Annotated in this window: 16 protein-coding genes and 1 pseudogene; 2 read left to right on the forward strand and 15 right to left on the reverse strand. The window is 39.1% G+C overall.

The genetic code is table 11. The features are described 5' to 3' along the window. Positions 1 to 22: 22 nt before the first annotated feature. The 3 genes from edd to glk all read right to left on the reverse strand — a co-directional run bounded on the left by edd (position 23) and on the right by glk (position 4,251). On the reverse strand, positions 23 to 1,873 hold the full coding sequence (gene edd, locus H5119_RS14570) for a phosphogluconate dehydratase (protein ID WP_182702776.1): 1,851 nt from the start codon (positions 1,871 to 1,873) through the stop codon (positions 23 to 25). 330 nt (positions 1,874 to 2,203) lie between these two features. After that, a complete protein-coding gene (locus tag H5119_RS14575; protein ID WP_182702777.1) occupies positions 2,204 to 3,220 on the reverse strand; it encodes a LacI family DNA-binding transcriptional regulator in 1,017 nt (338 codons plus the stop codon). A gap of 38 nt (positions 3,221 to 3,258) precedes the next feature. After that, the gene (glk, locus tag H5119_RS14580) at positions 3,259 to 4,251 is read right to left on the reverse strand and encodes a glucokinase (RefSeq protein ID WP_182702778.1); all 993 of its coding nucleotides are present in this window, start codon (positions 4,249 to 4,251) and stop codon (positions 3,259 to 3,261) included. 296 nt (positions 4,252 to 4,547) lie between these two features. Between glk and H5119_RS14585 the strand changes: the two genes are divergently transcribed. Next, complete coding sequence (locus tag H5119_RS14585; protein ID WP_077537995.1) at positions 4,548 to 5,564, forward strand: LacI family DNA-binding transcriptional regulator; 1,017 nt, start codon at positions 4,548 to 4,550, stop codon at positions 5,562 to 5,564. A 49-nt stretch (positions 5,565 to 5,613) separates the two neighbouring features. Here the strand turns inward: H5119_RS14585 and H5119_RS14590 are convergent, their stop codons facing one another. The 11 genes and pseudogenes from H5119_RS14590 to H5119_RS14635 all read right to left on the reverse strand — a co-directional run bounded on the left by H5119_RS14590 (position 5,614) and on the right by H5119_RS14635 (position 21,824). Continuing rightward, positions 5,614 to 5,985: a GNAT family N-acetyltransferase gene (locus tag H5119_RS14590; protein ID WP_259399628.1), complete on the reverse strand. Its 372-nt coding sequence runs from the start codon at positions 5,983 to 5,985 to the stop codon at positions 5,614 to 5,616. A 204-nt stretch (positions 5,986 to 6,189) separates the two neighbouring features. Then, on the reverse strand, positions 6,190 to 6,606 hold the full coding sequence (locus H5119_RS14595) for a GFA family protein (RefSeq protein WP_182702780.1): 417 nt from the start codon (positions 6,604 to 6,606) through the stop codon (positions 6,190 to 6,192). A 1,355-nt stretch (positions 6,607 to 7,961) separates the two neighbouring features. Then, positions 7,962 to 8,165: pseudogene (locus H5119_RS20785) on the reverse strand (GNAT family N-acetyltransferase); the annotation flags it as partial. Between the two features lie 278 nt (positions 8,166 to 8,443). After that, on the reverse strand, positions 8,444 to 8,812 hold the full coding sequence (locus H5119_RS14600) for a GNAT family N-acetyltransferase (protein WP_182702781.1): 369 nt from the start codon (positions 8,810 to 8,812) through the stop codon (positions 8,444 to 8,446). A 224-nt stretch (positions 8,813 to 9,036) separates the two neighbouring features. Beyond that, positions 9,037 to 9,474: a GNAT family N-acetyltransferase gene (locus tag H5119_RS14605; protein WP_182702782.1), complete on the reverse strand. Its 438-nt coding sequence runs from the start codon at positions 9,472 to 9,474 to the stop codon at positions 9,037 to 9,039. Positions 9,475 to 9,730: 256 nt separating this feature from the next. Then, entirely contained in the window at positions 9,731 to 12,139 is a 2,409-nt protein-coding gene (locus tag H5119_RS14610) for a glycoside hydrolase family 15 protein (RefSeq protein WP_182702783.1), read from the reverse strand. 9 nt (positions 12,140 to 12,148) lie between these two features. Then, a complete protein-coding gene (locus H5119_RS14615) occupies positions 12,149 to 13,645 on the reverse strand; it encodes an MFS transporter (protein WP_182702784.1) in 1,497 nt (498 codons plus the stop codon). Then, on the reverse strand, positions 13,638 to 15,497 hold the full coding sequence (locus H5119_RS14620) for an alpha-amylase family glycosyl hydrolase (RefSeq protein ID WP_182702785.1): 1,860 nt from the start codon (positions 15,495 to 15,497) through the stop codon (positions 13,638 to 13,640). Before H5119_RS14620 ends, H5119_RS14615 begins: the two co-directional genes overlap by 8 nt. A gap of 93 nt (positions 15,498 to 15,590) precedes the next feature. Continuing rightward, positions 15,591 to 17,435: a glycoside hydrolase family 13 protein gene (locus H5119_RS14625; protein WP_182702789.1), complete on the reverse strand. Its 1,845-nt coding sequence runs from the start codon at positions 17,433 to 17,435 to the stop codon at positions 15,591 to 15,593. Next, complete coding sequence (locus H5119_RS14630) at positions 17,435 to 18,931, reverse strand: tryptophan halogenase family protein (RefSeq protein ID WP_182702786.1); 1,497 nt, start codon at positions 18,929 to 18,931, stop codon at positions 17,435 to 17,437. Before H5119_RS14630 ends, H5119_RS14625 begins: the two co-directional genes overlap by 1 nt. Positions 18,932 to 19,040: 109 nt before the next feature. Further along, positions 19,041 to 21,824 (reverse strand): TonB-dependent receptor, encoded by a 2,784-nt coding sequence (locus H5119_RS14635; RefSeq protein WP_182702787.1) that lies wholly within the window; start codon positions 21,822 to 21,824, stop codon positions 19,041 to 19,043. 664 nt (positions 21,825 to 22,488) lie between these two features. On the opposite strand from H5119_RS14635, the gene H5119_RS14640 reads away from it, so the two are divergent. Next, positions 22,489 to 24,111 (forward strand): alpha-glucosidase family protein, encoded by a 1,623-nt coding sequence (locus tag H5119_RS14640; RefSeq protein ID WP_138584547.1) that lies wholly within the window; start codon positions 22,489 to 22,491, stop codon positions 24,109 to 24,111. Positions 24,112 to 24,165: 54 nt separating this feature from the next. On the opposite strand, the gene H5119_RS14645 is transcribed toward H5119_RS14640, so the two are convergent. Continuing rightward, positions 24,166 to 24,711 carry a TIGR00645 family protein gene (locus H5119_RS14645; RefSeq protein WP_182702788.1) on the reverse strand — a complete coding sequence of 182 codons (546 nt, stop codon included), beginning with the start codon at positions 24,709 to 24,711 and terminating at the stop codon, positions 24,166 to 24,168. Positions 24,712 to 24,911: the final 200 nt, after the last annotated feature.

Genomic DNA, 24,911 nt, shown 5'->3' on the forward strand with positions numbered 1-24,911 from the left:
CATTACCCAGTATGGCTAATATTTATTCAAGTCCAAAAGCACTCGCGCCTAAATCGGCGCTGCTTACGATATTTCTAAACCCTGTAAATAATTCGCGACCTGTACCAAATGTTGCACTTGGCTGGCTAAGTTCTGCTTCACGTTTAGCGAGCTCTTCATCGCTAACATGTACTTTTAATATTCCGTTTGGCGCATCAAGCGTCACTAAATCGCCTTCACGAATTTTAGCGATAATGCCGCCCTCTACTGCCTCTGGTGCTAAGTGAATTGCTGCAGGTACTTTACCTGATGCACCTGACATACGACCATCCGTGACAATGGCGACTTTAAAACCTTCATCTTGAAGCGTTGCCATTACGGGGGTGAGTTTATGTAGCTCTGGCATGCCTTTCGCTTTAGGGCCTTGCTCTTTTAGCACAGCAATAAAGTTTTGGTTTAATTCACCACGTGAATACGCATCTTGAAGTGCACTTTGTGAGCTAAATACTTTTGCTGGCGCAGTAACCACTTGATGTTCAATAGCAACAGCTGACACTTTTATAACAGCTTTACCTAAGTTACCCGTTAAAAGTTGCAGACCACCTTGCTTACTAAATGGGTTGCTCACTGGGCGAAGTACTTCTTCGTCATGTGAGTTTGCTGGGCAATCTACCCACTTAATTTTAGTCGGCCCGGTTGAGTTGCTCATAATCAAACTTTCGTCTTTATCTAAACGAGGCTCTGTCATGTAAGGCGCAAGGCCATCACCCAACATTGTTTTAACGTCTGTATGTAAGTAACCAGCGCTTGCTAGCTCTCGCATTAAGAACCCCATACCACCGGCTGCTTGAAAGTGGTTTACATCTGCTGAGCCATTCGGGTAAATACGCGTAAGCAGTGGAACAACTTCTGATAAATCAGACATGTCTTTCCACATAACCTGAATGCCCGCAGCTTTAGCAATAGCAACAATATGAATTGCATGGTTTGTAGAGCCGCCTGTTGATAAAAGACCCACTAAGCCGTTTATAATTGTTTTTTCGCTGATCACATCAGCTAAACACGGGCTTTCTTTATCGTCTGTAAGTTGCTTGAGCATGGTTTCTACAGCATTACCTGTAAGACCATCACGAAGCTCAGTATAAGGATTAATGAATGAACTACCTGGAAGGTGCAAACCCATTATTTCCATTAACATTTGGTTTGAATTTGCTGTGCCATAAAACGTACAAGTACCTGCGCTGTGGTAAGAGGCGCTTTCGGCCTCTAATAAGTCTTCGCGACTTACTAAGCCTTGTGCAAATTTTTGGCGAATACGGGCTTTTTCTTTATTAGGAATACCTGATTGCATTGGCCCTGCTGGCAAAAAGAACACCGGTAAATGACCAAATGACAATGCACCAATTAATAAACCAGGGACAATTTTGTCGCAAACGCCTAAACAAAAAACGCCATCAAACACGTCGTGCGAAAGCGAAATTGCCGTAGACATCGCAATTACATCGCGAGAAAAAAGTGAAAGTTCCATGCCGTCACGCCCTTGCGTAACACCATCACACATAGCAGGTACACCACCGGCAACTTGTGCTGTAGCATCGTACTTTGTAGCAATGTCTTTAATTAAATCTGGGTAGTCTTTATACGGCACATGAGCCGACAGCATATCGTTGTATGAGTTTATGATGGCAAGGTTTGGCTGTTCATCAGCTTTCAAGCGCGCTTTATCATCGCTGCTACAAGCAGCCATAACATGGGCTATATTACCGCAACCTAATCCAGCACGAACTCTTGTTTGTTTTTTTGCGTGCGAAATACGATCTAAATAATCTTGACGGGTATTTTTGCTGCGTTCAATAACGCGCTGGGTAACTTCTTGAATACGAGGATGTAACATAATTTAACTCATCTCTATTAGTTAGAGGATAAAGGCTCAGTAGCAATTACAGACTCCACGTAAATAACTGCACTGAGCATCTTTGACTTACCCGTTCAAAGGTACGCTACCAAGGAGCCTCTCACAACAACCTTGACACCGGTGTCAGGGTATTAACGCATGAACATGACACCGGTGTCAACTGTAGTTGTTAAAAATAGCTTAACTTTTTAACATGACTAAATAATGAACGCTTTGATTTTTGTGTACAAGACCAATTTAAGCAAGTTTTAAACAAAAAAGCCCGAATAAGCGTCACTCATATTCGGGCTACTGTGAAAATATTTTATATTAAATTTTTACTTGAGCGGTTGATTCACGTGCTATTAATCGAGATTCAAGAGTAACTTGACATGGTTGCTCTTGAGGTTGTGAAATATGTGAAATTAACTCGCTTACAGCAAGTTTCGTCATTTCTTCAACTGGTTGCGCTATTGTTGTCAGGCCAGGCCAAATATGGCGAGCAATGGGTGCATCGTCAAAGCCCGCTATAGAAATGTCATTCGGTACGGTTAAATTTCTTTGAGTAGCTAATTTAAGTACCGCAGCTGCCATGTAATCGTTAGAGGCAAAAACTGCCGTTGGCCTTGGCGATAAATCTAAAATGCTACGCGCACTATTCACACCAGAGTGATAACTAAAGTTACCCTCTTCTACTAGTCGCTCATCAAATTCAATTTTATGGTTTGCAAGCGAACGTCTGTATCCTTTAAAACGTTGTTGCGTCGCACTGTGATCAGGATGACCTTTAATAAATGCAATTGATTTATGGCCAAGACTAATTAAATGCTCCGTTATTTCAAAAGCGCCTTGTTCGTCGTTACTGCGTACAGAAATCGAGTCATCTTGTAATACCGCAGATGCCACTCTGGCATACGGTATTTTTTTTGCTTTTAAAAGATTGACCAACTCAGCAAAATCACCAAACGGGGGCGTGAGCACGATGCCGTCTAAACGCGATGTTTGTAACAACTGTTCAATATTATTAATTAAAGCATCCCCTCTTAATTCACAAGGGTGTATCAAAAGGTTGTAATTATTTTCTCTACAAGCGGCTAAGGCACCGGTTTGTACACGCGTTATATAACTTTTACTTGGATTATCGTAAAGGCAACCAATAATAAAACTGCGATTTTGAGCAAGCCCACGCGCTATTGGATTGGGTGTATAATCGAGCTCTTTAAATACCGCAAGCACCTTTTCACGAGTCGCTGCACTCACATTTGGCTCGTTATTTAAAACGCGCGAGACGGTTTTTTTAGAAACACCAGCATGACTTGCTACACTATTTATGGTTACTTTTTTCATCTATCCATTATCCAAATACAACCAACAAGGCTAAAAGTCTATTTGCTATTGTGTAAACACGCAGCAGCACCAATTAGTGGAATATTATCTTGCGTTACCAGCGTGACAGGAATTTGCCCTGCGTATTGCGACATAATACCCTTTTGCGAGAATCGTTCAACAAAACGGCTTTCAAGTAAACGAGATTGCATACGCGGCAATATACCACCACCAATAAACAAACCGCCTAAAGCACCATAGGCTAATGCTAAATCGCCAGCAACACTGCCTATCCAATCACAAAATTGGTTTAACGTTGCATCACATACCGCACACTCACCACTATTTGCTAAACTACTAATTTGTGCGGCATCTAAATTTTTGGCAGGAATTCCCTTAACCGCAGCCATCGCTTTGTATAAATGCGTTATGCCTGGGCCTGAAAAAACGGTTTCTACTGACACGTGAGGATGCTCTTTACGTAACTCATTTATAAGCAATACATCTAATTCGTTAACAGCGGCAAGGGATATGTGCCCCCCCTCTGAACTTAACACCGATGTAGAATGTGAGGTTCTTACCAAACATGCAGCGCCAAAACCAGTGCCTGGTCCCATAACACCAATGTTTGCATTTTCATCAGCTTGGCCCGTTTTAATGGTTACGTTTTGCTGAGGATCTAAATACGGCGACGCATAGGCAAACGCTGCAAAATCATTAATAACGTCTAATTGTTCAAACTCAAAATGCTGTTTAAATTCGTTGACGCTAAAGTGCCACCCTAAATTAGTCAGATGCACTTGCCCTGCTTTAATAGGTCCTGCCACCGCTAAACATGCACGTTTAGGTTTAATATGAGAAACTGTCGATAAATAAAGCGTTAACGCTTTTTCGAGCGAACCAAAATCAGCACTGGGGAATGTGTTGTTGTGCTCTATCGTAAATTGATTTTTTGAATCATCAAAAGACGTTATAAGAGCAAAGCGCGCATTCGTGCCGCCAACATCAGCAACTAGAATAGGGTCAAATTGAGTAGAAGAGTGTAAACTCATGGTGTTATCTCTTTTGTTTAAGCGATTCATGCTTATTATTCTACAATGGTAAACCATTGATATTTATTTACTTTGGGCTATCACCCCAAGGCAGCTATCACAGTAAAAGTACTGCCTATAAAACAAACATAGGCAGCTAATACGTTTTGACAACAAAATGATAAAACGTCCACATTATGACACCGGTGTCATTACCAAATCAATAAATAAATGCGTTTAAACACAAAAAGCTTGAAAAAATTAATTAATAAACGAAAATGGCACAATTATTTATCACTTCAATTAAGTTGTAACAAATGAAAGGTAAAGCTACATCATTTGACATTGCCCATTATGCAGGGGTATCTCAATCAACTGTATCTCGTGCTTTACGTAATAGTCCACTTGTTAACGAAGAAACCCGCAAACGTGTTCACGACATAGCAAAAAAACTTAATTACAAAGTAGATAAAAATGCCAGCAACCTTCGCACACAGCAAAGTAGCACACTCGCCCTGCTTTTGTTTGAAGATCCAACCTCAGATGACTCGCAAATTAATCCCTTTTTTCTAGCTATGCTCGGCAGTATTACCCGCGCGTGTGCAAAAGAAGGTTACGATCTTTTAGTCTCGTTTCAATCTGCTAGCGCCGATTGGCAAGCTGACTATGAAGACAGCCACAGAGCCGATGGAATTATCTTGCTTGGCTATGGCGATTACATCGATTTTCAACCAAAATTTAATACCTTACTAGAGCAAAATACTAAATTTGTATGCTGGGGTGCAGAAGTTGATAACCGTCCAGATCTCACCGTTTGCTGCGATAACTACGGTGGAGGTAAGCAAGCTGCTGCCCATTTTATTGCCCATAGTCGTACTGATTGCGCATTTATTGGTGATGCATCGGATCATAGCCCAGAATTTTTCTCTCGTTTTCAAGGATTCAAAGATGAGCTGCTTGAAAATAATGTCACCTTAAATGAGCGAAAAATGGCAAACGCAATATCCACTGAAGAGTCTGGCTATCATGCAACCCGCTCTTTGATTGCAAATAATATTAAATTTAATGCATTATTTGCAGCCAGTGATTTAATTGCTATTGGCGCAATACGGGCGCTCAAAGAAGCAGGCATTAGTGTGCCTAAAGACGTTGCGGTTGTTGGCTTTGATAATATAGCCATAGCAAGTTACGTAAACCCACCACTTACGACTATAGAGCAAAATACAACGGTTGCAGGACAAATGTTGGTGGAAAATCTGTTAAAACTTATACGCGGACAAGAAGTGCAAAGTACCTTATTACCCCCGCTGTTAATTGCCCGAGGCTCAAGTTAATGTAAATATGTAAAGCTAGCATTTACTAGGCAAAGTTCTTGTGTTGTTTTTATAAAGCAAGCTTCATTTTAAAATACGGGATACCCTGCTTATAAAAACGTACTCCGTACGGAGTCATGCCAAAACGTCTATAAAAACCTAAAGCAGATTCTCTCGCGTCACACCAAAAAAGGTTAGCTTCTGTACTTTTTAATGACTGGATAATATGGTTTAACATTTCTGAACCAACACCTTGGTTTTGATAATCCGTGTCGGTTGCAAATTTACGTAAGCGTGCTTTACCCTGCGTCAAGTAAACAGAGGCAACACACACTAAATTGTCGTTTATAAAAGCACCAAAATGGCTCGCATCTTCATCACCATCTACACGACAAAACTCAGTAGTTTCGTTTGGCCACAATACACGTTGGCGTAGTAACATTGTTTGTTCAGATGATATTTTGCATATCTGCATTTTGGTGTATTCACTCTCTAATAATTATATAAAAAATAATGATGACGCACCTCACTTTACTGTTAGAACGTCACACAACTTATAATAAAAAAGTAAACCTCATTAAGAATTTTGAAGTAAGCAAATCAATTAGAAATTTGTAAGCTGTAATTATAAACGTTAAGTGCTTTATTATATTTTAGCCGCAAAGTAGGTCGTTATTTCAGCAGTAGTCATTTCTTTAGTTTCATTTGAAAAACAATAATAACTAGGTCGTATGTCACTAAAATACTGCATATCCATTTCTAAGCCTTCCAAATTAGGGAACATACCCACAGGCATATTGTACTCGCCTGTTGCTTTGAACTTATAAAACAAATGAGTGCCACATTCAATACAAAAACCGCGAGACGCCCAAGCTGAAGATTCGTACATTTTAACTTTATCTATTCCTTCGATTTTGACGTTAGTCCCGCATTTTACAGCAAAAAATGGAGCCCCACCCCAAGTCCTACAGGATTGGCAATGACACACCGTAAACTTAGGATTAATTTCCTCTGCAGTTATTTGTACCGCCCTGCAAAGACAGTTTGTTTTGTACTGAGACATTAATAAGACCTTACGTAATAAATAAAATAGTGGGTGTAGCGTTAGCAAAGCACAAGCATCTGCTACTATGTTTTAAGTGAATTATATTAATAACTTAAAATAAGTTTAAATAACGACTAAAATCAGCGATTTACTTTTTATTTTACAAACCATAACTTGGTTCCTATTTTGGTTCAATTCTTTCCTCTGTTTGTAGTGGGGTATAACGGTAGGTTTGGTGGGTTTTTATTAAAGTTGGAGAAATATTAACGCGTTTAAGTGGATTTTACAGCTAAACAATCTTAGTCATTCATTTCAGTATTATTTTTTGTCGCTTTTTTGTTATTTAAAATTTCAGTCATAATAAGTAACCTGAACTCTGGATAATAAATCTATCTCAAGCAGCTATTTTAAGCGCTAACTGCGTTGAATTTACTTGTAATAGGCCAGCTATTGACGCGCAATTCGCCTTGTTTTCACTGAGAAACTCTGGCTAGAGAAAATAAATTTAAATATCACAATGAGTCAGACATTAAGTAAGCAGTTACGAAATAACGTTTCATACTTTAGGCTATGAAATTTTTTAATTTTAATAGCTCCTTTGATGGGCACAAGGCTAATGTACCTATAACTAATAAATTAGCCACTTATGAACTACATAAGTGGCTATAATTATATAAGTGGGTTAACAAGAACCCCAAATTGTGCCAGACCATAGCGCGCTGTTATTTGCATACACCGTTGCTTTAATCCCCTTAAACGGAGGAACACCAAATCGAAAGCCACATGTCGCCATGCATACCTTAACTGATGTCCCACTTGGGATCGGTAGGGAGACAGAAAAACATATTTTTCCAACAATAGGAAACTGAACACAGATTTTACCATTTTCATAACTTGCTGAAACACAAGCTGAAATCTGTGCAGCTACCGTCGATGGGTGGAATTCCAATGTTTGCATTTGTTCGGATTCGGGCGTTGCGAGTGCACATGATGAATCATTTGTTAGATCTGGTACTATCTCGTTATTTTGACTACACATAGTTATTATCCTTGCTTGGACGTTATAGAATCTTAACGAAGCTAACTACTACTCATTTTTTACGTCGCTACTTCATTAAGTATGTTTTGCAAGAAAAGAATAGGAAGGATCAGTGTGAAGTGTTATTACATAGCATTACACCAGATAATGCTTTAGCCGTTTTAATTCTATGCTTCATATTCTGATCTAATTAAAGAAGGCGTAGTATTAAACCGAAACGATGGATAATTTATCATAATCGATTTTAAGATAAATAAGCTGCAAGCTTAATTTTCTCTTAGCAAGCAGCACAGTATTTAAGGTCTTAAAATGTCGAACTTCTAAATTCACTAATTTATGAATAGACTTTGTTTTGTAAATCACTTTTAACCGCTGGCCACTCAGTGTTAATTATTGAGTAAATAACCGTGTCCCTTATGCTTCCATCTTTTAAAATTTGATGATTTCGAAGAATACCATCTTGCTTTGCGCCAAGCCTTTTTATGGCATTTCTAGAAGCTTAATTAAAAGAATGTGTTCTAAACTCAACAGCTAAGCCTGTATGGGTGTCAAAAAGGTGATTAGGGCCTGTTTATCTTTCGAGGTTAAATTTGCAGCAGACTGTTTGGTATTTAGGCAAGGCAGAGCCTATGTAGTGTGGTTATTCCCCATAAATAGGCGATAACACAGAATAAATGCCAAACATGCGCTGCCCGAAGGGTTCTACCTAGGGGCAATTTACTCTTTGTTGCTCGGTTTTTACTTAGCCCACTAGGTTACAAACCTCTCGCCGCGATTAAATCGCCCCTAGATTGAACAAATTTTAATCCTGAAAGGTCAACAGGCCCTAAATAAAAGTAATTTACATTCGGTATTAACAGGGGTTCGTCTAACCGATGATGAATACCACGTGTACCCTAACATAGCCCGTTTATTTATTTGGTCTGCATTATAAAAGCGAGTCGTACCTACTATTTCATCGGAATCATTGCATTTTACCGCAAACGCTATATCACCCTTTGTTCCTGCTTTAACAGCTTCTTCGACATACCTTGCCATAGCGTCAGGCGATGGAACATTGGCAAACCACAGCTTCCAAGATTCACCATCTAAAATAGCTTGTTTTAAGCCCTCAATGTGAGTTTTATTTAACGGTTCAAGCGTAACAAACTCCCCCTTTAACTCAATACTAGATAACCACTGCATGCCACGCACCTATATAATTTATTGAAGAGCCTATACATTATAAAAACAATCTCAAAACGCTAAGTTTAATAAAAAATGAGCTAAATGGATAAAAACCAAACACTCTAAAACATCGTTCTATGCCCACAGAGCATTCATAAGAGGTGTTTAAAAAATTTATACTATCTGCATAAGTATTTGAACAATTTAACGAACTAAATAGCCCATATTTAAGCGGATCAGCATTATAGCTTAATGAGCGCGAGCATGTCTTCACCATCAGCATCTAAGCCCACTTCTTGAAAACCAAAGCTACAATAGAATTCTTTTGCAACTGGATTATTAGGGTTGTAGCAAATTTCAATTTCTTTTAGGTTTACGGTGCTTTTAATGGTTTCAATGGCAAGCTTCAAGGCTACTCTTCCGATACCTTTGTTTTGCTGTTCTTTGTCTATCATGAAACGCCAAATAGATATTTTTATTGGTGTTTCTTGAACCCACATAAAAAAACCTACCGGGGTGTTATTATGATAAATCGCTTTACAAGTGTAGCCGTCGTTATAATGAGACTCGACGAGCGACCACATATTACACGCTACGTATTCTTCTTGCTCTTTTGAAACATCCAACTCGCAGACAGATTCATAATTTGAACTATCTACTTCTTTTAGAGATATATCCATGATCTTCCTTAACTTTAACGAGCATATAGAGTTATTCGTTCAGATGTACTTATCTAGAAACTTTAACTGAGTTGTTGTTGTGATTCAATCGATACCTTTGTTTATCGCCATTTTAAAGGCGTTTAGTTGTTGTTTTTATTGTTTTTAAAAGGAGGTTTATTAACATACAATCTATTTTAAGACGTGGCTAGGCTTTAAGAACAGAAAAGCCACAGCTGCTACACTGTGGCTTTTTGCTTAAGAATATAAATAAATGCTATTTTAGCGCTTGTTTAACAACGGGATAATGATCCCATACTTGCTTGTCACTTAATGAACGTACCAGCTTAATATATTCAGCGTGAGTCCATGCCAGCGGAGTTGCTGAATTAGTCCCTTCGCCCAGTGTATAACCTGCTTTGTTTACACCAACGCCGTCCCATACTTGCTCTGGTAACATCATGCCTTCATTGGCAAACTGCTCTAGCCCTTTAACGTAACTGTTTTTAATTTCAGCTTGTTTTACGTCATTGAATGTATTGCTGGCATTGGCTGCTGCTATTTCATAGTGACCACGTTCGCCTGTAAAAAATGGCCATACACGTCCACGTTGGCCTGGTGTGTTACTTCCATTTTCAGCGTAATTTGTACCGGTTACTTCATCTTCGCCATAGCCATCGTTGCCATAACGACGATAACCTGCAAATGAGCCACTACCATCGCTAAAGTTAAAGCTATATTTTACTTGCAGATTGTCAGCGAGTGTTTCGTCATCGTATTCTGGTAGCGTTTTTACAATGCTTGGTGCAAGTGCATCACGTACTCCATAGCGTACTAACTCTAAAAAGCCACCGTCCAAAATCTGTTTTTTATTAAAACCTTCTCGACCGTTGTTTGCGTTAATTGTGGTATTGGAGTTAGCATTTTCATCTTGACCAATACGGATGAAATATTCGCCATCGGTGGCTTTTGATTTTAAATTACCTTGGGTGGTAAACATCACTTTTTCGATGTCAGCGTTATAGCTTTTTGCCGTTGCTAAATAACGTTCTGCATTTTTTGTATCACCTGCCATATTCGCGATATCTGCGGCGCTAATTAAACCAGCAACAACCGCAGCAGTAGTTGAAGGCGAATAGCCACTTTGCTCTTCCCAGCGCTCTTGTTGGGTTGCCGGTGGTGTGATTTGTGTATCATTCCATAAAATTTTCGCGCGTCCACCCTCGACTAAAAAGTCCGCAGCAGGTTTTAACATACGTGCGTACCAGTCTTTAAGCTCTGTATCACTAAGTACATTTGCTTGGTGTAATTTCCACGCGAGCATAATTGGCATCGCAGTTTGATCAAGCTGTACACCCACCCATTCAAGTTCGCCATCAACATGTGTTTTTTGTAAAAACCAGCCTGTATCGCCATTGTTACCTGGCGTTTTGCTATTAACTTGAACTTTTTCAAGGTATTCGAATGCTGTTTTTGCCGTAGCTGTATCACCCAGTGCCATAAATGCCATAGCTACTTGGTAGAAATCTCGTACCCACACGGCTTTATAACCAGTTGAGCCTGTTTTAGCCGATACGGTTTCGCCCCACGGGTTAGACAACGACGCAATAAGTGCACCGGCATGCGTTTTATCTTCTTGTGCTTTTAATACCATTGCGCTGGTATAAAGTAACTTGCCGTTATCGGCCGTTTGCTCAGTCATTTTATTAATAGGTGTAAGACTTTGTAGGTAATCTTGCCAACCAAATGCCGCACCTTTACCATTGTAGCTATCAAGTACACTTTGATAGCCTTTTGCTAATGTTTGGGCGCCCTGCTCTGCACTTTGTTGCTCGCTACGTGCAAAGCTTAGTACTAAATCAAACGTGGTATTACTTTCAATACTACCAAGCTCAGCAAGCAGACTGACATTACCTGACTGCTCACCAGTATTGCTATAACTGGTATTTAATGATTGTGACTTTTTGAGCTCATCCAAACCATCGCTTACACCCGTAAAGCCAACCGTTTTTGCTCCAAACTCAGTACTTGCTTGCAATGTTAAGTAGTTATCATCTTGCCAAGCCACTAAACCTTGCTCGGTAGTTTTTGCAAAATCATCAAGGCCGTTATTATTAATATATGGATTTACCACAACATAGGCTTTAACGTCTTTAAGGTTGGTATTAAACACGCTACGAACAAATAAACTTTGCCCATCAGGATCGGTAAATACGTGTTTTTCAAGAGTGAATCTGCCTTGTTTATCTTTACTTACTATTTTATAAGCAAGTGATAACGGACGGCCTTGCTCGTCTTTGTATAAATAATCAATCGTGACATCAAGATCGTCTGCTTCGCTAACAGTAAAGTTTTTTCCTGTTACCACAAATTGCATATCTTTTATTTGCGCTTGATGAATAAGGCCAAACATAGTTTCGGTGATCATGCCTTTAGCAATTGAAAACCAGACTTTTGATACTACACCTGTTGGTGCATCATTTGTGTAATGACCATTTTGGTATTGCTCGTACGATGTACCAATCCCTGTTTTACCTGCGTATGACCAAAATGGATCGTTACCTGGTGCACCAGGCGCAGTTGTTTTAGATGTTTGTGCTGTTTGTGACTGATTCGTATTTTGAGCACCGCATGCAGTTAATCCAAGTGCTAATAATGAAATAGTAATTAGGTTATAGTTTTTCATTTTTTACTCTTAATTAGAATTTTTAACGCGCATAACAGCAATGGCTGCTAATACAAATGACGCAGCACCAATTAACAAAGCGTAAATGGGCTGATTAGAAAACACATGACTCAAAATAAGCCCTAAAATACTGGCTGCAAGTAGCTGTGGAATAACAATAAAGAAGTTAAATATTCCCATATAAACACCCATTTTATTACTCGGTAATGAGTTACTTAGCATTGCATAAGGCAGTGACAATATTGAAGCCCACGCAAAACCAACACCAATCATAGGAATAAGCAGCATTTTGGGGTCTGTTATAAACATAAAGCTAGCAAGGCCTAGTGCGCCTAGTAATAAGTTAAAACAATGCGCGCCTTTTAAGCCCATTTTTTTAACTAAGAATGGAATGCACATTGCGGCAATAGCAGCGAATCCATTGTAAGCCGCAAATAAAATACCGACCCAATCAGCGCCATCGTTAAACGCTTTTGATGTTGTATCGCTACTCCCATAATGAAAGCTTGTTACTGCCGACGTGGTATAAATCCACATCGCAAATAAGGTAAACCAACTAAAAAATTGCACCCAAGCTAATTGCTTCATCGCAGTTGGCATTGTAAATACATCTTGCACTACTTGATAAAAGCCCCCTTGAGTGTGATTTTTAGCTTTTAATAAACCAGCTATCCACTGCACAATGCCAAAGGCAAGTAAGCCACCCGCTAATAAATAAAGTTCTTTTTCAAGCGCTAAGCCCATCACTAGGGCAAGTGTTGCAAGGCCTAATACAACAAATATAATGCCGCCTTTATTGTAGTTAATATCAGCAATTTCAGCCGTTACAACTGGCCCTTTTTGTGCCTCAAATTTAGCTAATTGCTCAGGGGTGTATTCTTTAGTTTTTGCAACAGTCCACAACACGGCGGCTAGTAAAACAACGCCGCCCCAGTAAAACGAGTACTTAACTGAATCGGGTATTTCACCAATGGCTGCGGTGTTACTCACATCAAACCAATTGGTCATCATCCATGGCAGTGCTGATGCCAAAACTGCACCAATACCGATAAAAAAACTTTGCAAACCATACCCTGTCGCACGTTGCTTTTCTGGCAAGTTATCGCCTACAAGCGCTCTGAATGGCTCCATTGTGACATTGATAGATGCATCCATAATCCACAACATACCAGCTGCAATCCACAATGTTGGCGAATGTGGCATAATAAACAATGCAATGGTTGTTAATATTGCGCCCATAAAGAAAAATGGACGACGACGACCAAAACGACACCACGTTTTATCGCTCCAATAACCAATAATAGGTTGCACAATTAAACCGGTTAGTGGCGCTGCTACCCACAAAATAGGAATATCATCCACTTGTGCGCCAAGGGTTTGAAAAATACGGCTCACATTACCGTTTTGCAGAGCAAAACCAAATTGAATACCTAAAAAACCAAAGCACATATTCCATATTTGCCAAAAACTTAGGTTTGGTTTATTGCTGTCATAATTATTATTCATTTTTTGCCTTATTCGTTAATACCGCGCTACTAAGTGGACCTAAAGTGAGGGTGAATGAAGCGCCATTCGCATTTTTTGATACTAAAATACCGTTATTATTTTCAAGTAAATCGTGTAAAGCATCCGCTGTATCTACTTTACTTGTTTGATTTTTATTTAAAGTAACCGTTATGGTTTGCGCTTGTTCACTAAAATTACTAACAACAAAAATTGATTGATTACCTAACGAACGTGAAAAACCCATCACAGCTTCACTGCCAACCACGTTTAGCGGATGCATATCGCCGCCAACAACCGCAGGTATATCATTAAGCGCCATAATTGATTTGTAATATTGACGAAGATTGACCTGTTCAATAGTAAGGTTAGCGCCATCAAATTTGCCATTGTTCATCCATGCTTGATGCGCTGGTACGCCAATGTAATCAAAAATACTGGTGCGGGTTGGTGAGCCAAAGCCTGCATTTTCAGATCCATCTTCCCCTACATCTTGGCCAAAATATAATAAGGTGGGTGCACGGCTAATCAGGTTTGAAACCACCATGGCTGGTTTACCCCACACAGCTTCGCCTGCAAAGTCTGGGCTTGCGATACGTTGTTCGTCGTGATTTTCTAAAAAGTGCAGCATGTGCGCTTCAATATCTGCCACTTGTGATTGCGCGTCAAAAATAGTGTTTGCTGGTTGCTTGCTTTGCATAATGGCTTTTAAGGTATCGTAAAAACCGACTTTATCGTATAAATAGTCCATTTTACCTTGATGGATATAAGCACGGTACATTTGTGGGTTGTAAACTTCGGCAAGTAAAAATGCATCAGGTTTTTGCATTTTTATTGATGAGTTTAAAAAGCTCCAAAATTCAACCGGCACCATTTCGGCCATGTCGTACCTAAAACCATCAACGCCTTTATCAAGCCAGTAAAGGGTGATATCTCTGAATTTATACCAACTATTAGGTAACTCTTTATTTTGCCAAAAGGCAAAATGGGCGCGGTAATCTTGGTTTGCTAACTCTTTAGGCAATGTAGGAAAGTCATAACTCCCATCGGGCTTTACTCCGTAGTTAACTTTAACTGTTTCGTACCAATCGTTCATATCTGGTTTTGGAGAACGAGCACCATTACCTGTCCATTTGGCGGGTGTTTCGTCAAAAAAACCATCTGCTAATGGATGATTGTTACCACCTAATACCTGATAAGTCGCCGATGCAGGCACTTGAAAAGACTGCCCAGGTACATAGTAAAAGTTATTGTTTTTATCGTACGCTTTGCTGGTGTCGTCTTGCTCACCAAAGTCTTTGACACCTTTAGGCTTGGCAACAGAGTGATAATTACGTGCCACATGATTAGGCACGATATCAATAACCACTTTCATACCGTGGCTGTGAGTGCGCTCAATTAAAGCACTAAATTCATCGAGTCTTCTGGCTACATTAATCGCTAAATCAGGGTTTACATCATAATAATCTTTTATTGCGTACGGCGAACCTGCTCGTCCCTTTACAACGTCAGGGTCATCTTGCTTTATACCGTACTCGGTGTAATCTCCAACGAGAGCATGATGTAATACGCCGGTATACCAAACGTGCGTTGTTCCCAGCTCTTTTATACCTTTGAGAGCGGCATCATTAAAGTCGGCAAACTTACCTACGCCATTTTGCTCTATCGTTCCCCAAGGCGTGTTTGTAGTATGCGTATTACCAAATAAGCGCGTAAAAACTTGATAAACAACAGGCTTAGTTAATTCATTTTGCTTTTGTGCAATAACCTGCATTTGCGTAACTTCATCATCTGCACATGCATTTATAAAAAGCGCACTGCAAAGCAGTACAGGTGCATACATTGTTTTTTTCATTATGTGTGTCATTTCTATGTCAGTGATAGCTTTATACTAAAGATAACAACAGCCGCCATACAGTAGCTGCATACGTATTCAGGAGCTAATTCATTATTTGTTAATAACTAATACGGTTGCGCTCATGGGTTTTAGTGTGAGTTTACTTTTAAGCATATGCGTTTCATTACTTAGTATGTCTTTAGCTTTTGCATTATGTGGTAAAACTTCTTTCATATAATCAAGTTCTTGGTTAATGGTTTGAGCATTTTTATTTAAAAACACTAAAACTGTTTGCTCGTCGCTAAGTCGTGCATAACTATACACGCCATTTTTTGGGCTAAAGTGAGTTAATTTACCGTTAGTGAGCGCTGGGCTGGTTTTTCTAAAATGAAGTAAAGCAGACATCATTGTGTGCATGCTGTGTTGATCAGCTGTTAAGTCCTCACCTGTAAATGCATTTGCCTGTTGGTGTTCAAATCCACCGGGGAAATCAATGCGTATATCTCCGTGATCTTTACTTGGGGTGTTATCGAGTAGTACTTCAGTACCGTAGTAAATTTGTGGAATACCCCGTGTCGTCAATAACATAGTCATTGCCATTTTTGTTTTGGCTAAATCTTGTTTAAGTTCGGTGTAAACACGGCTCATATCATGGTTATCAGCAAATACCATAATGTTATCTGTATCTGGGTATAAAAAGTCATTGGCCAACGATTGGTATACTTTAACCCAGCCTGTACTCCAGCTTTCTTCTTCATTTAGCGCCTGAATTAACGCCTCTTGTAATGAAAAATCCATAACGCTCGGTAAGCTTGACGTATAGCCGTCTTGATTCACCTTTTTGCGCTGCCAATATGACGCGATAGCGGGGTTTGAGGTCCATTCTTCACCAACAATATTAAAGTGTGGGTATTCATCCATAATGGCCTTTGTCCACGCTGTTAAAAATGCTTTATCTGAATAAGAATAAGTGTCTACACGAATCCCGCTTAAATCAGCATATTCGATCCACCACAGCGCATTTTGAATTAAATACTCGCTCAAAAGTGGCTGACGCTGATTTAAATCTGGCATGCTGGCTACAAACCAGCCATCGCTAAATTGACGTTTATCGTACTCGCTTGCGTGTGGATCTTGAATTGTTTGGCGGGCATGGCTTGTCGCATTTTTACCATTTTTGAATTCACCATTAAAATTGATCCAATCTTTGCTCGGTTTATCCTTCATCCATTTATGCTCAGCACCAAAGTGATTAAGCACCATATCCATAACAAGACCAATCCCCTGGTCTTTGGCCTTTATTGAAAGCGATTTATAAAGTGAGTTAGAACCCATGCGTGGGTCTACGTTATAAAAATCAGTAATAGCATAACCGTGATAAGAGTAATCAGGCATGTTATTTTCAAGCACCGGCGTTAACCACAACTGTGTAATACCTAAATCTTTTAAATAAGGCAATGCATTAATAACACCTTGAATGTCACCGCCATGACGCCCTCCTTTAAATGTTGGATTTACTTTCTCCAACATACCGCTCACGGTGTCATTTTGTTTATCGCCATTTACAAAACGGTCAGGGTTAATTAAGTACACTGTATCTTTGCTGCTAAAACCTTCTCGCTCAGCACTATTTTTTGTTCTCTCAAGTAAAGAGAAATTGAAATTATTATTATCACTGCTATTAAATTTTAATGTTCCAGCTTGGGCTGTATCGCTAATGGTTACATGTAAAAATACGTAATTAGGGTTTTCGGTGCGCGTCGTATTGGTTAGCTCAACTCCTTGATAAGGTAAAAGCTTAAACTGGGTGTTTGCAATGTTTTGTTCATGCAACATCAGCGTAATTGTGTTTTTTTTCATGCCCACCCACCAGTTAGCAGGCTCAACGCTCAGTGCATAAGATATGCTTGGTATAGTACATAAACAGAGTAAGAGTACTTGCTGTATAAATCGCATCATGACGCCCTTTTAATACTGGCTAAAAATTCTTTATGAGTAGGCAGTTTTTCAACTGTCGAATTTATTAATGTTTTTAAACTAATAAACAAATCACTTAACTGCTCATTCGTTAACGAGTCAACAATTGTGCTGTAATCATCAGGCATCAAACCTTGCCCAATCATCACTTGTTGCCATGCTATTTCGGCAAATAGCTCATCGTCTTCGCGCATAACCTTGCCTGTTTGCTTAAATAAATTAAGTTTATGATTCAGTGAATCCGGTATGTCCATTTGCATGCATTGACGCCAAAACGCGGAGTCTTCTCGCTCAGTAAGTTTGTAATGCAAAATAATAAAATCACGAATATGTTCTATTTCAGTCACGCTTTGTTTATTAAACTCGTTAACTAACGTATCGCTAATGCCGTAGTGCGGAAATAATTTAATCAGCCGCGTAACTGCGCTTTGAATTAAATGAATGCTTGTAGATTCCAATGGCTCTAAAAAGCCACTTGATAGACCAACCGCGACTACATTTTTATGCCATTGTTTTATGCGTCGCCCTGTTTTGAATTTAATGAATCGTGGCTCTGTTATTGGATCTGCGGGTAAGTTATTAAGTAACAACGTCTTTGCGTCTTCATCAGATAAATAACGACTACAATAAACCAAGCCGTTGCCTATTCGACTTTGTAGCGGAATTTGCCATTGCCAACCGGCACTGTGCGCAATTGATTGCGTATAAGGTTTTAATTCATCGTTTGATTTTGTTTGTACTGCAATGGCACTGTCGCATGGTAAATAATGAGACCAATCTACAAACCCAGTATTGAGTGTTTTCTCGATAAGCAACGCGCGCAACCCCGTGCAATCTATAAATAAATCACCGTTGACTTGCTTATTATCATCGAGTATGAGTGTTTCTACATTACCCGTTGTTAAGCATTGCGTTACATCACTAATTTTGGCATCAATGTGTTTTACACCGCGCGATATTGTCAGCTTTTTTAAATATTCAGCGTAAAGTGTGGCGTCAAAATGATACGCATAACTTAGCCCTGGTAGTTGGGTATTAGGAATTGTATTTAAAGGCGCAAATTTATGTTGTTTAGCAGCTTGGTAATTAAGTGAAAAATCCCATAACTCGTCTTCACAACCTGTAATATGCCCTTTTAACCAAAAATTATAAAAGTCACAAAACGGGAAGTTTTTTCCAATCGAGCCAAACGCATGCATATATCTGTGCGTTGGTGTTTTCCAGTTTTCGAATTCAATACCGAGTTTAATTGTTGCGTTGGTTTCGTTGATAAACTCTTGTTCGTTAATGCCTAATGCATTATTAAGCTGGATAATAGGCGGTATGGTTGCTTCGCCCACTCCCACTGTACCAATAGATGATGACTCTATTAATGTGATATTAATTACTTTACCTAACACTTTATTTAGCAGTGCTGCAGTGATCCAACCTGCGGTGCCACCGCCTGCAATCACGACGTGTTTTATTGGTCTCATCTTATTATCCACGTTTTATTAAATCAAAGTATGATTAAAAAGTTAGGTAAACTAGCTATAAAAAAGCCCTTGTAAAACAAATTACAAGGGCTTCTACACACAATTTTTATTATAGCTTGTAGCTAAAACCTAACAAGTAAGTGCGACCGTAATCTTGGTAATCACGTACTTGTAAATTGTTATCTCCCGAAAGAGAAGTAAATGGTTCTTCCGTTAAGTTTTGAATTTGGAATGTAACAGATAACCCTTCAAGGCCCTGTATACCAGACTCTGCGAAATCATATCCGGTTTGAATATCCCAAATTGTTTCGCCTTTAATATCAACTTGCGTAGCCGCAAGCCCTAACCCGTTAACATTACCTTTAAAGTCAGAGCGTTTACGCATACTTGTACGCGCTTGGAAGCCATTTCTTTCGTAATAAAAAGTTAAGCTATCGATCTTCTCTGACAAACCAGGCAGTTTATATTCAGTCCCATTTTGATCTTCAATATCTTGCTCTACACCAGTATGGCTAGCAATTAAACCAAAGCCTTCAAGTGATGAACTAAATATACTCAATGGCAAAGAAAGAGATAGCTCGTAACCCCAAAGATTACCGCCGCCACCATTGACTTTACCTGAACCCGAACCTTGACTATTTGCTGGTATTTCACCTGTTGATGGATTAGCGACACCGGTCATATCTATTGCGTAGTTACCGTCAAAAATCCAAGTAGAAATATCTTTATAGAAATACGCTGCAGCAAAGTAACCTTCCTCATGGAAGTAGTTTTCATAGCTTAAATCAAAACCAGTGGCTTCTTTAGGTTCAAGCTGCGGATTACCACCTGAGACACTCCAGTTATTACCATTAGAATCTTGAGTTGGGCTATATGTTGCGTTAACAGAGGCATTCATTTCATCTAAACGAGCACGAGAAATAGTTTTAGCAGCACCAAAACGAATGGTTTGTTCTTCATCTATCGCAAATGATAAGTTTAAGCTTGGTAAAACATGCGAGTAATCATGACTAATGTCTGTTGGAGATACCACAACTAAACCGTTTTCGGTCGTCGCAGCAAAGCCTTGTGATGATTGTTCAGTTTTCACATAACGCACACCAATATTACCCGAAACTGGGACCGACCCTAGTTCAGTATTAATATCCGCTTGCAAAAATAAAGCCGTTACTTGTTCTTGTACTGTCCAAGACTGCGTTTTATGTTTTTGATCTGTTAAGCTTTCTTGTAGTAGGTTGTAGTAACCGTCTTTAACCAGACCATTAGTATCATAAGCAATCATATTACCCATACCAATGAAGTCTAAACTTGCAGTGCCCAAACGGTATTTTTCAGGTACTGAAACCATACCTGGATTATCAAGTGAAAAATCTTTCAGAGTCATAAAATAACCTTCTGACTTTTTAGTTTTTTCACGATCACGGTACGAAAGACCAAATTTAATAGCACTTATATAATCGTTTTCAAGCACTTTGCTAGCAGCTAACTTTAATGTTTGAAGCTCATCATTAATTTCTGGTGCGTTGATGAAGCCATCTTGTGCTGTATTTTGGTAAGGCGTATCATTTAGACCGTATCTATCATTTAACGCAGAGCTTGCGCCCCAAGATAACGGCCCACCTAATTGAATTAAGTTATAGTCACTGTAATCAAGTTCATGGGTAAATTGCGCACCAGTATTACCACCATTAAAGGTATAACCTAAGTTATCAGCAACACCATTACTGTCTCCGCGACCAGTTCCTGAGTAGCTCTCTATACTCCAAAGCTGACGTTCTACTTCAGATACACTTGCATCAAACTCTACAGACCATGCATCATTAATATCGTATTTTGTATTAAAACCGAATTGCTTTAGTTCAGCATTTCGTTCTTCATAATCATTTCGAACAACAACACGTTGCCCTTGCGTCTTAGCACTCGTAATAAAACCGGACTCTTCGTCTACAGTAACACTGTTTGGATCTATACTGCCTTGACCCCATGCGAATGGAATTTCAATACCGCGTAAAATTCTTTCATCAGAAAAATCAACATATAATGCATCAAATGTCATATTCAAACGATCATTCGGAGATGCTTCTATAACAAGCATTGCTGAGTCACGATCTAATGTAGATGAACGCACATAAGGTTTAGCCCCACCTAAAATTGAATAATCTTTACCATTATTTGTAAATTCTGGGTAACCCCACGAGTTCCAACGCTTTTCTTGGTTTGGTGAACTCATTTTGTTATACGCGAATGCCACACCAATCGTGTCGTCTGCAAATTGGTCAATATACGAAAAAGTGCCACGGAAACCTTGGTTATCGCCATCTGGGTTTAACTTATCAAAGCTTGTTTTTTCAAGCTGACCATTAAACATAACAACACGTTCGCCTTTGCTTAAAGGCTTAACCGTTTGCATATCGATAACACCAGCGATGCCTTCGGCTTCAATACTGGCATTAGGTGTTTTATAAACAGTGACACCGTTCATAATTTCAGATGGGTAAAGGTCAAACTCTACGCCTCGGTTGTCACCAATAGACACTTGCTCACGGCCATTAAAAGTGGTCGCACTTTCATCTTCACTGAAACCACGAACACTCACACGACTCGCTCGGCCATCTAAACGTTGGGCTGTTAAACCTGGTAAACGCGCAATCGACTCAGCAATAGATGAATCTGGTAATTTACCAATATCTTCTGCCGAAATAGACTCTACAACCTGTGTTGAAAAGCGTTTAGTGTTTATAGATTCAATTAAGCTGCCACGAAAGCCTTTAACTTCGATAACCTCTACGTCATCTTTTTTTATTGTATTTTCTTGAGCAGCTACTGTTGCAAAGCTAGATATGCCTGCCGCTGTTAACGCTAAAGTTAATATACTTGGTTTGAACATAGACATGATGTTTTCCCGTTACCCATAGTGTGATACCCGCATATAGTGCTTGAGTGATAGTCAAACAAGGCGAGCTAATTTTGTTGTCAGGACGGATATTAACGCTTGGTTTATTTTATTAACAACTTTATGCATACGTATTCAGTATTAACGCCCGCTTATATATTAACATCAAATTCACAAAGAAAACCCATAACAAACTGTTTTTAATATAATAAATCTATTTAAGCCTATTCTTTAAGCAACACTAGCTTGCCCAACTTATTTGTATCAAAATGATTAATTTAATGGCATGTAAATAGTTTGAAATAAAGCGGATTTATTTTTTATTCATTTAAAAATCGCACCATCATTAAAAGATAAATTGGTAAGACCATTAATAATAAAGCATTAACTTATAATAACTTCTTATATTTCTTTAACTTAAAGCATCTAAAGCTAAATAAGTATAAGACAATCCATAATTGGTAAGTAATATTACTGCTAATTAAGGTGATTCCATATGCTGTTTAGCACTTAAATAAGGTGCTTTAGAGTCGCTTATTTATGTGCATACGTATGCAAGCTTTTTACAGGGTCACAGGCTTCACGTATGCTTTTTGCAAATAACGTGATTAAGCCTAATCACAGAAGAATAGTTTAAATACTGTATAGAATAACGGAGTAAAGCATGACCCAAAAGCAGTGGTATAAAGGTGCGGTTATTTACCAGGTTTATCCGCGTAGCTTCCAAGATAGCAACAACGATGGCATTGGTGATTTAAAAGGAATAATTAATCGTATTGATTATATTAAAAGCCTTGGTGTTGATGCTATTTGGATTTCACCATTTTTTAAGTCGCCAATGAAAGACTTTGGCTACGATATTAGTGATTATCGCGACATTGACCCGCTTTTTGGTGATTTAAACGATTTTGATGAACTAATAAGCCAAGCTCATGATCGTAATATAAAAATAATTATAGATCAGGTATTAAGCCACACGTCTGATCAACACCAATGGTTTTTAGACAGCCGCGATAATTTAACCAACGACAAAGCCGATTGGTATGTATGGGCAGATGCCAAAGAAGATGGAACAGCACCTAATAACTGGCTTTCTATTTTTGGTGGGGGGGCTTGGCAGTGGGAACCTCGTCGCGGGCAATACTACTTGCATAACTTTTTAACCGAACAGCCGGATCTTAACTTTCATAATCCAGATGTAAGAAAAGCGGTGCTTGATAATGTAGAGTTTTGGCTTAAAAAAGGCGTTGATGGATTTAGACTCGATGCCATTAATTTTTGCTACCACGATGCATTACTTCGCGATAATCCAGCAAAACCAAAAGAAAAACGCCAAGGGCGTGGTTTTAGTGAAGATAACCCGTATGCGTTTCAGTACCATTACTATAATAATACGCAGCCAGAAAACATTGCATTTATGCAAGATATTCGTGCATTACTTAATAAATACCCGGGTACTGTATCGCTTGGGGAAATATCGTCAGAAGATTCATTAGCAACGATGGCAGAATATACCCAAGGCGGCGATAAGCTGCACATGGGTTATAGCTTTGAGCTATTAACAAATGATTATTCAAGTGAATATATTAGAACTACGGTTCAAACACTTGAGCAGCGTATGCTTGAGGGCTGGCCATGCTGGGCATTTAGTAATCATGACGTAGAGCGCGTAGCAAGCCGCTGGAGTGAAAATGGCGAAATTAACCCTCAGCAATGTAAAATGTTAACTGCCCTACTTGCTTCTCTTCGCGGAAGTGTCTGTATGTACCAAGGGGAAGAATTAGGGTTAGGTGAAGCAAGTGTTGCCTTTGAAGACTTGCAAGACCCTTACGGCATAACGTTTTGGCCTAATTTTAAGGGACGCGACGGATGCAGAACGCCAATGCCTTGGGAACACACTGGATCGCACCACGCTGGTTTTAGTGAGGCAAAGCCTTGGCTTCCGGTCGATGATGCACATAAACAACAGTCAGTCGCAATACAAATAAATGACAGTAACTCAATTTTAAATGCATATCGTGAGTTTATGACTTGGCGCAAAAACCAAGCCGTTTTACTTGAAGGTGATATTGAGTTTATTGAAACACCTGAGCCTGCACTTGCCTTTTATAGAACACTGGGCTCGCAAAAAATGTTGTGTGTATTTAACTTAAGTTCGCAGCAAGCAAGCATCAATATGCCAGTATCAGTTGTTACACAATACACAGAGCTTAGCCACCATAATGCTAAGCTTAGCAATAATCTACTAACTCTTGAGCCTTACGCTTGTTATTACGCTAAGTGCTAATTAGTTAGCCGCAAAAAAGCCCAAAGCATAAACTTGGGCTTTTTTGTATTAGTACTAATGGCTTTGCGTTTTACTGTTCAGGTAATCTGTTAATGCAAATAAAACACCCGACATCACAAACGTTACATGAATAATCACCTTCCATAGTAATTCATCGTTTGGATGCGCGCCTGAGTTAATAAATACTTTTAGCAGTTCAACAGCTGAAATAGCAACAATGGCACTGATCAATTTCATTTTTAAACCTGAAAAGCCCACCTTTCCCATCCACGAAGGTCTGTCTTCATGATTGTCTATATTGAGCTTAGAGACAAAGTTTTCGTAACCACTAAAAATAATGATTAAAAGTAACCCAGCTAATAACGCGGTATCCACTAGCGTTAAAATACCAACGAGAAGCTCTTGGTTAGTAGATGTAAACGTTGCTAGACCCATTAAATAAAGCTGTTTAAAAAACTTTATCAAAAGTAGTACAACAGCAAATAATAAACCGACAAAAAACGGCGCGAGTAACCAACGCCCTTTAAAAATAAAGGATTCTAATGCGTGCTCTACTTTATTTGTATGACGCGGCTTTGTATCTGGTGTGTGTAGTGACATTGGTTCATCTTTTTATAAAAAAAGCGACCTTAGCCTATATAGCAATTCAACACAAATAGATGTACAAATAGCTATGTAACCTGAACTCTGGATAATAAATCTATCTCGAGCAGCTATTTTCAGCGCTAACTACGTTGAATTTACTTGCAATAGGCCAGCTATTGACGCGTAAGTTCGCCTTGTTTTCACTGAAAATCTCT

The sequence above is a fragment of the Pseudoalteromonas sp. SG45-5 genome, from assembly GCF_014164085.1.
Taxonomy (GTDB): domain Bacteria; phylum Pseudomonadota; class Gammaproteobacteria; order Enterobacterales; family Alteromonadaceae; genus Pseudoalteromonas; species Pseudoalteromonas aliena.

Excerpts from the sequence above, each read along its gene's own strand:
- H5119_RS14625 (WP_182702789.1), bottom strand. The coding sequence starts at position 17,435 with ATGCGATTTATACAGCAAGTACTCTTACTCTGTTTATGTACTATACCA.
- H5119_RS14645 (WP_182702788.1), bottom strand. The coding sequence starts at position 24,711 with ATGTCACTACACACACCAGATACAAAGCCGCGTCATACAAATAAAGTA.
- H5119_RS14585 (WP_077537995.1), top strand. The coding sequence starts at position 4,548 with ATGAAAGGTAAAGCTACATCATTTGACATTGCCCATTATGCAGGGGTA.
- H5119_RS14620 (WP_182702785.1), bottom strand. The coding sequence starts at position 15,497 with ATGAAAAAAACAATGTATGCACCTGTACTGCTTTGCAGTGCGCTTTTT.
- H5119_RS14595 (WP_182702780.1), bottom strand. The coding sequence starts at position 6,606 with ATGTCTCAGTACAAAACAAACTGTCTTTGCAGGGCGGTACAAATAACT.
- H5119_RS14630 (WP_182702786.1), bottom strand. The coding sequence starts at position 18,931 with ATGAGACCAATAAAACACGTCGTGATTGCAGGCGGTGGCACCGCAGGT.
- edd (WP_182702776.1), bottom strand. The coding sequence starts at position 1,873 with ATGTTACATCCTCGTATTCAAGAAGTTACCCAGCGCGTTATTGAACGC.
- H5119_RS14605 (WP_182702782.1), bottom strand. The coding sequence starts at position 9,474 with ATGGATATATCTCTAAAAGAAGTAGATAGTTCAAATTATGAATCTGTC.
- H5119_RS14640 (WP_138584547.1), top strand. The coding sequence starts at position 22,489 with ATGACCCAAAAGCAGTGGTATAAAGGTGCGGTTATTTACCAGGTTTAT.
- H5119_RS14635 (WP_182702787.1), bottom strand. The coding sequence starts at position 21,824 with ATGTCTATGTTCAAACCAAGTATATTAACTTTAGCGTTAACAGCGGCA.
- H5119_RS14600 (WP_182702781.1), bottom strand. The coding sequence starts at position 8,812 with ATGCAGTGGTTATCTAGTATTGAGTTAAAGGGGGAGTTTGTTACGCTT.
- glk (WP_182702778.1), bottom strand. The coding sequence starts at position 4,251 with ATGAGTTTACACTCTTCTACTCAATTTGACCCTATTCTAGTTGCTGAT.
- H5119_RS14590 (WP_259399628.1), bottom strand. The coding sequence starts at position 5,985 with ATGTTACTACGCCAACGTGTATTGTGGCCAAACGAAACTACTGAGTTT.
- H5119_RS14610 (WP_182702783.1), bottom strand. The coding sequence starts at position 12,139 with ATGAAAAACTATAACCTAATTACTATTTCATTATTAGCACTTGGATTA.
- H5119_RS14615 (WP_182702784.1), bottom strand. The coding sequence starts at position 13,645 with ATGAATAATAATTATGACAGCAATAAACCAAACCTAAGTTTTTGGCAA.
- H5119_RS14575 (WP_182702777.1), bottom strand. The coding sequence starts at position 3,220 with ATGAAAAAAGTAACCATAAATAGTGTAGCAAGTCATGCTGGTGTTTCT.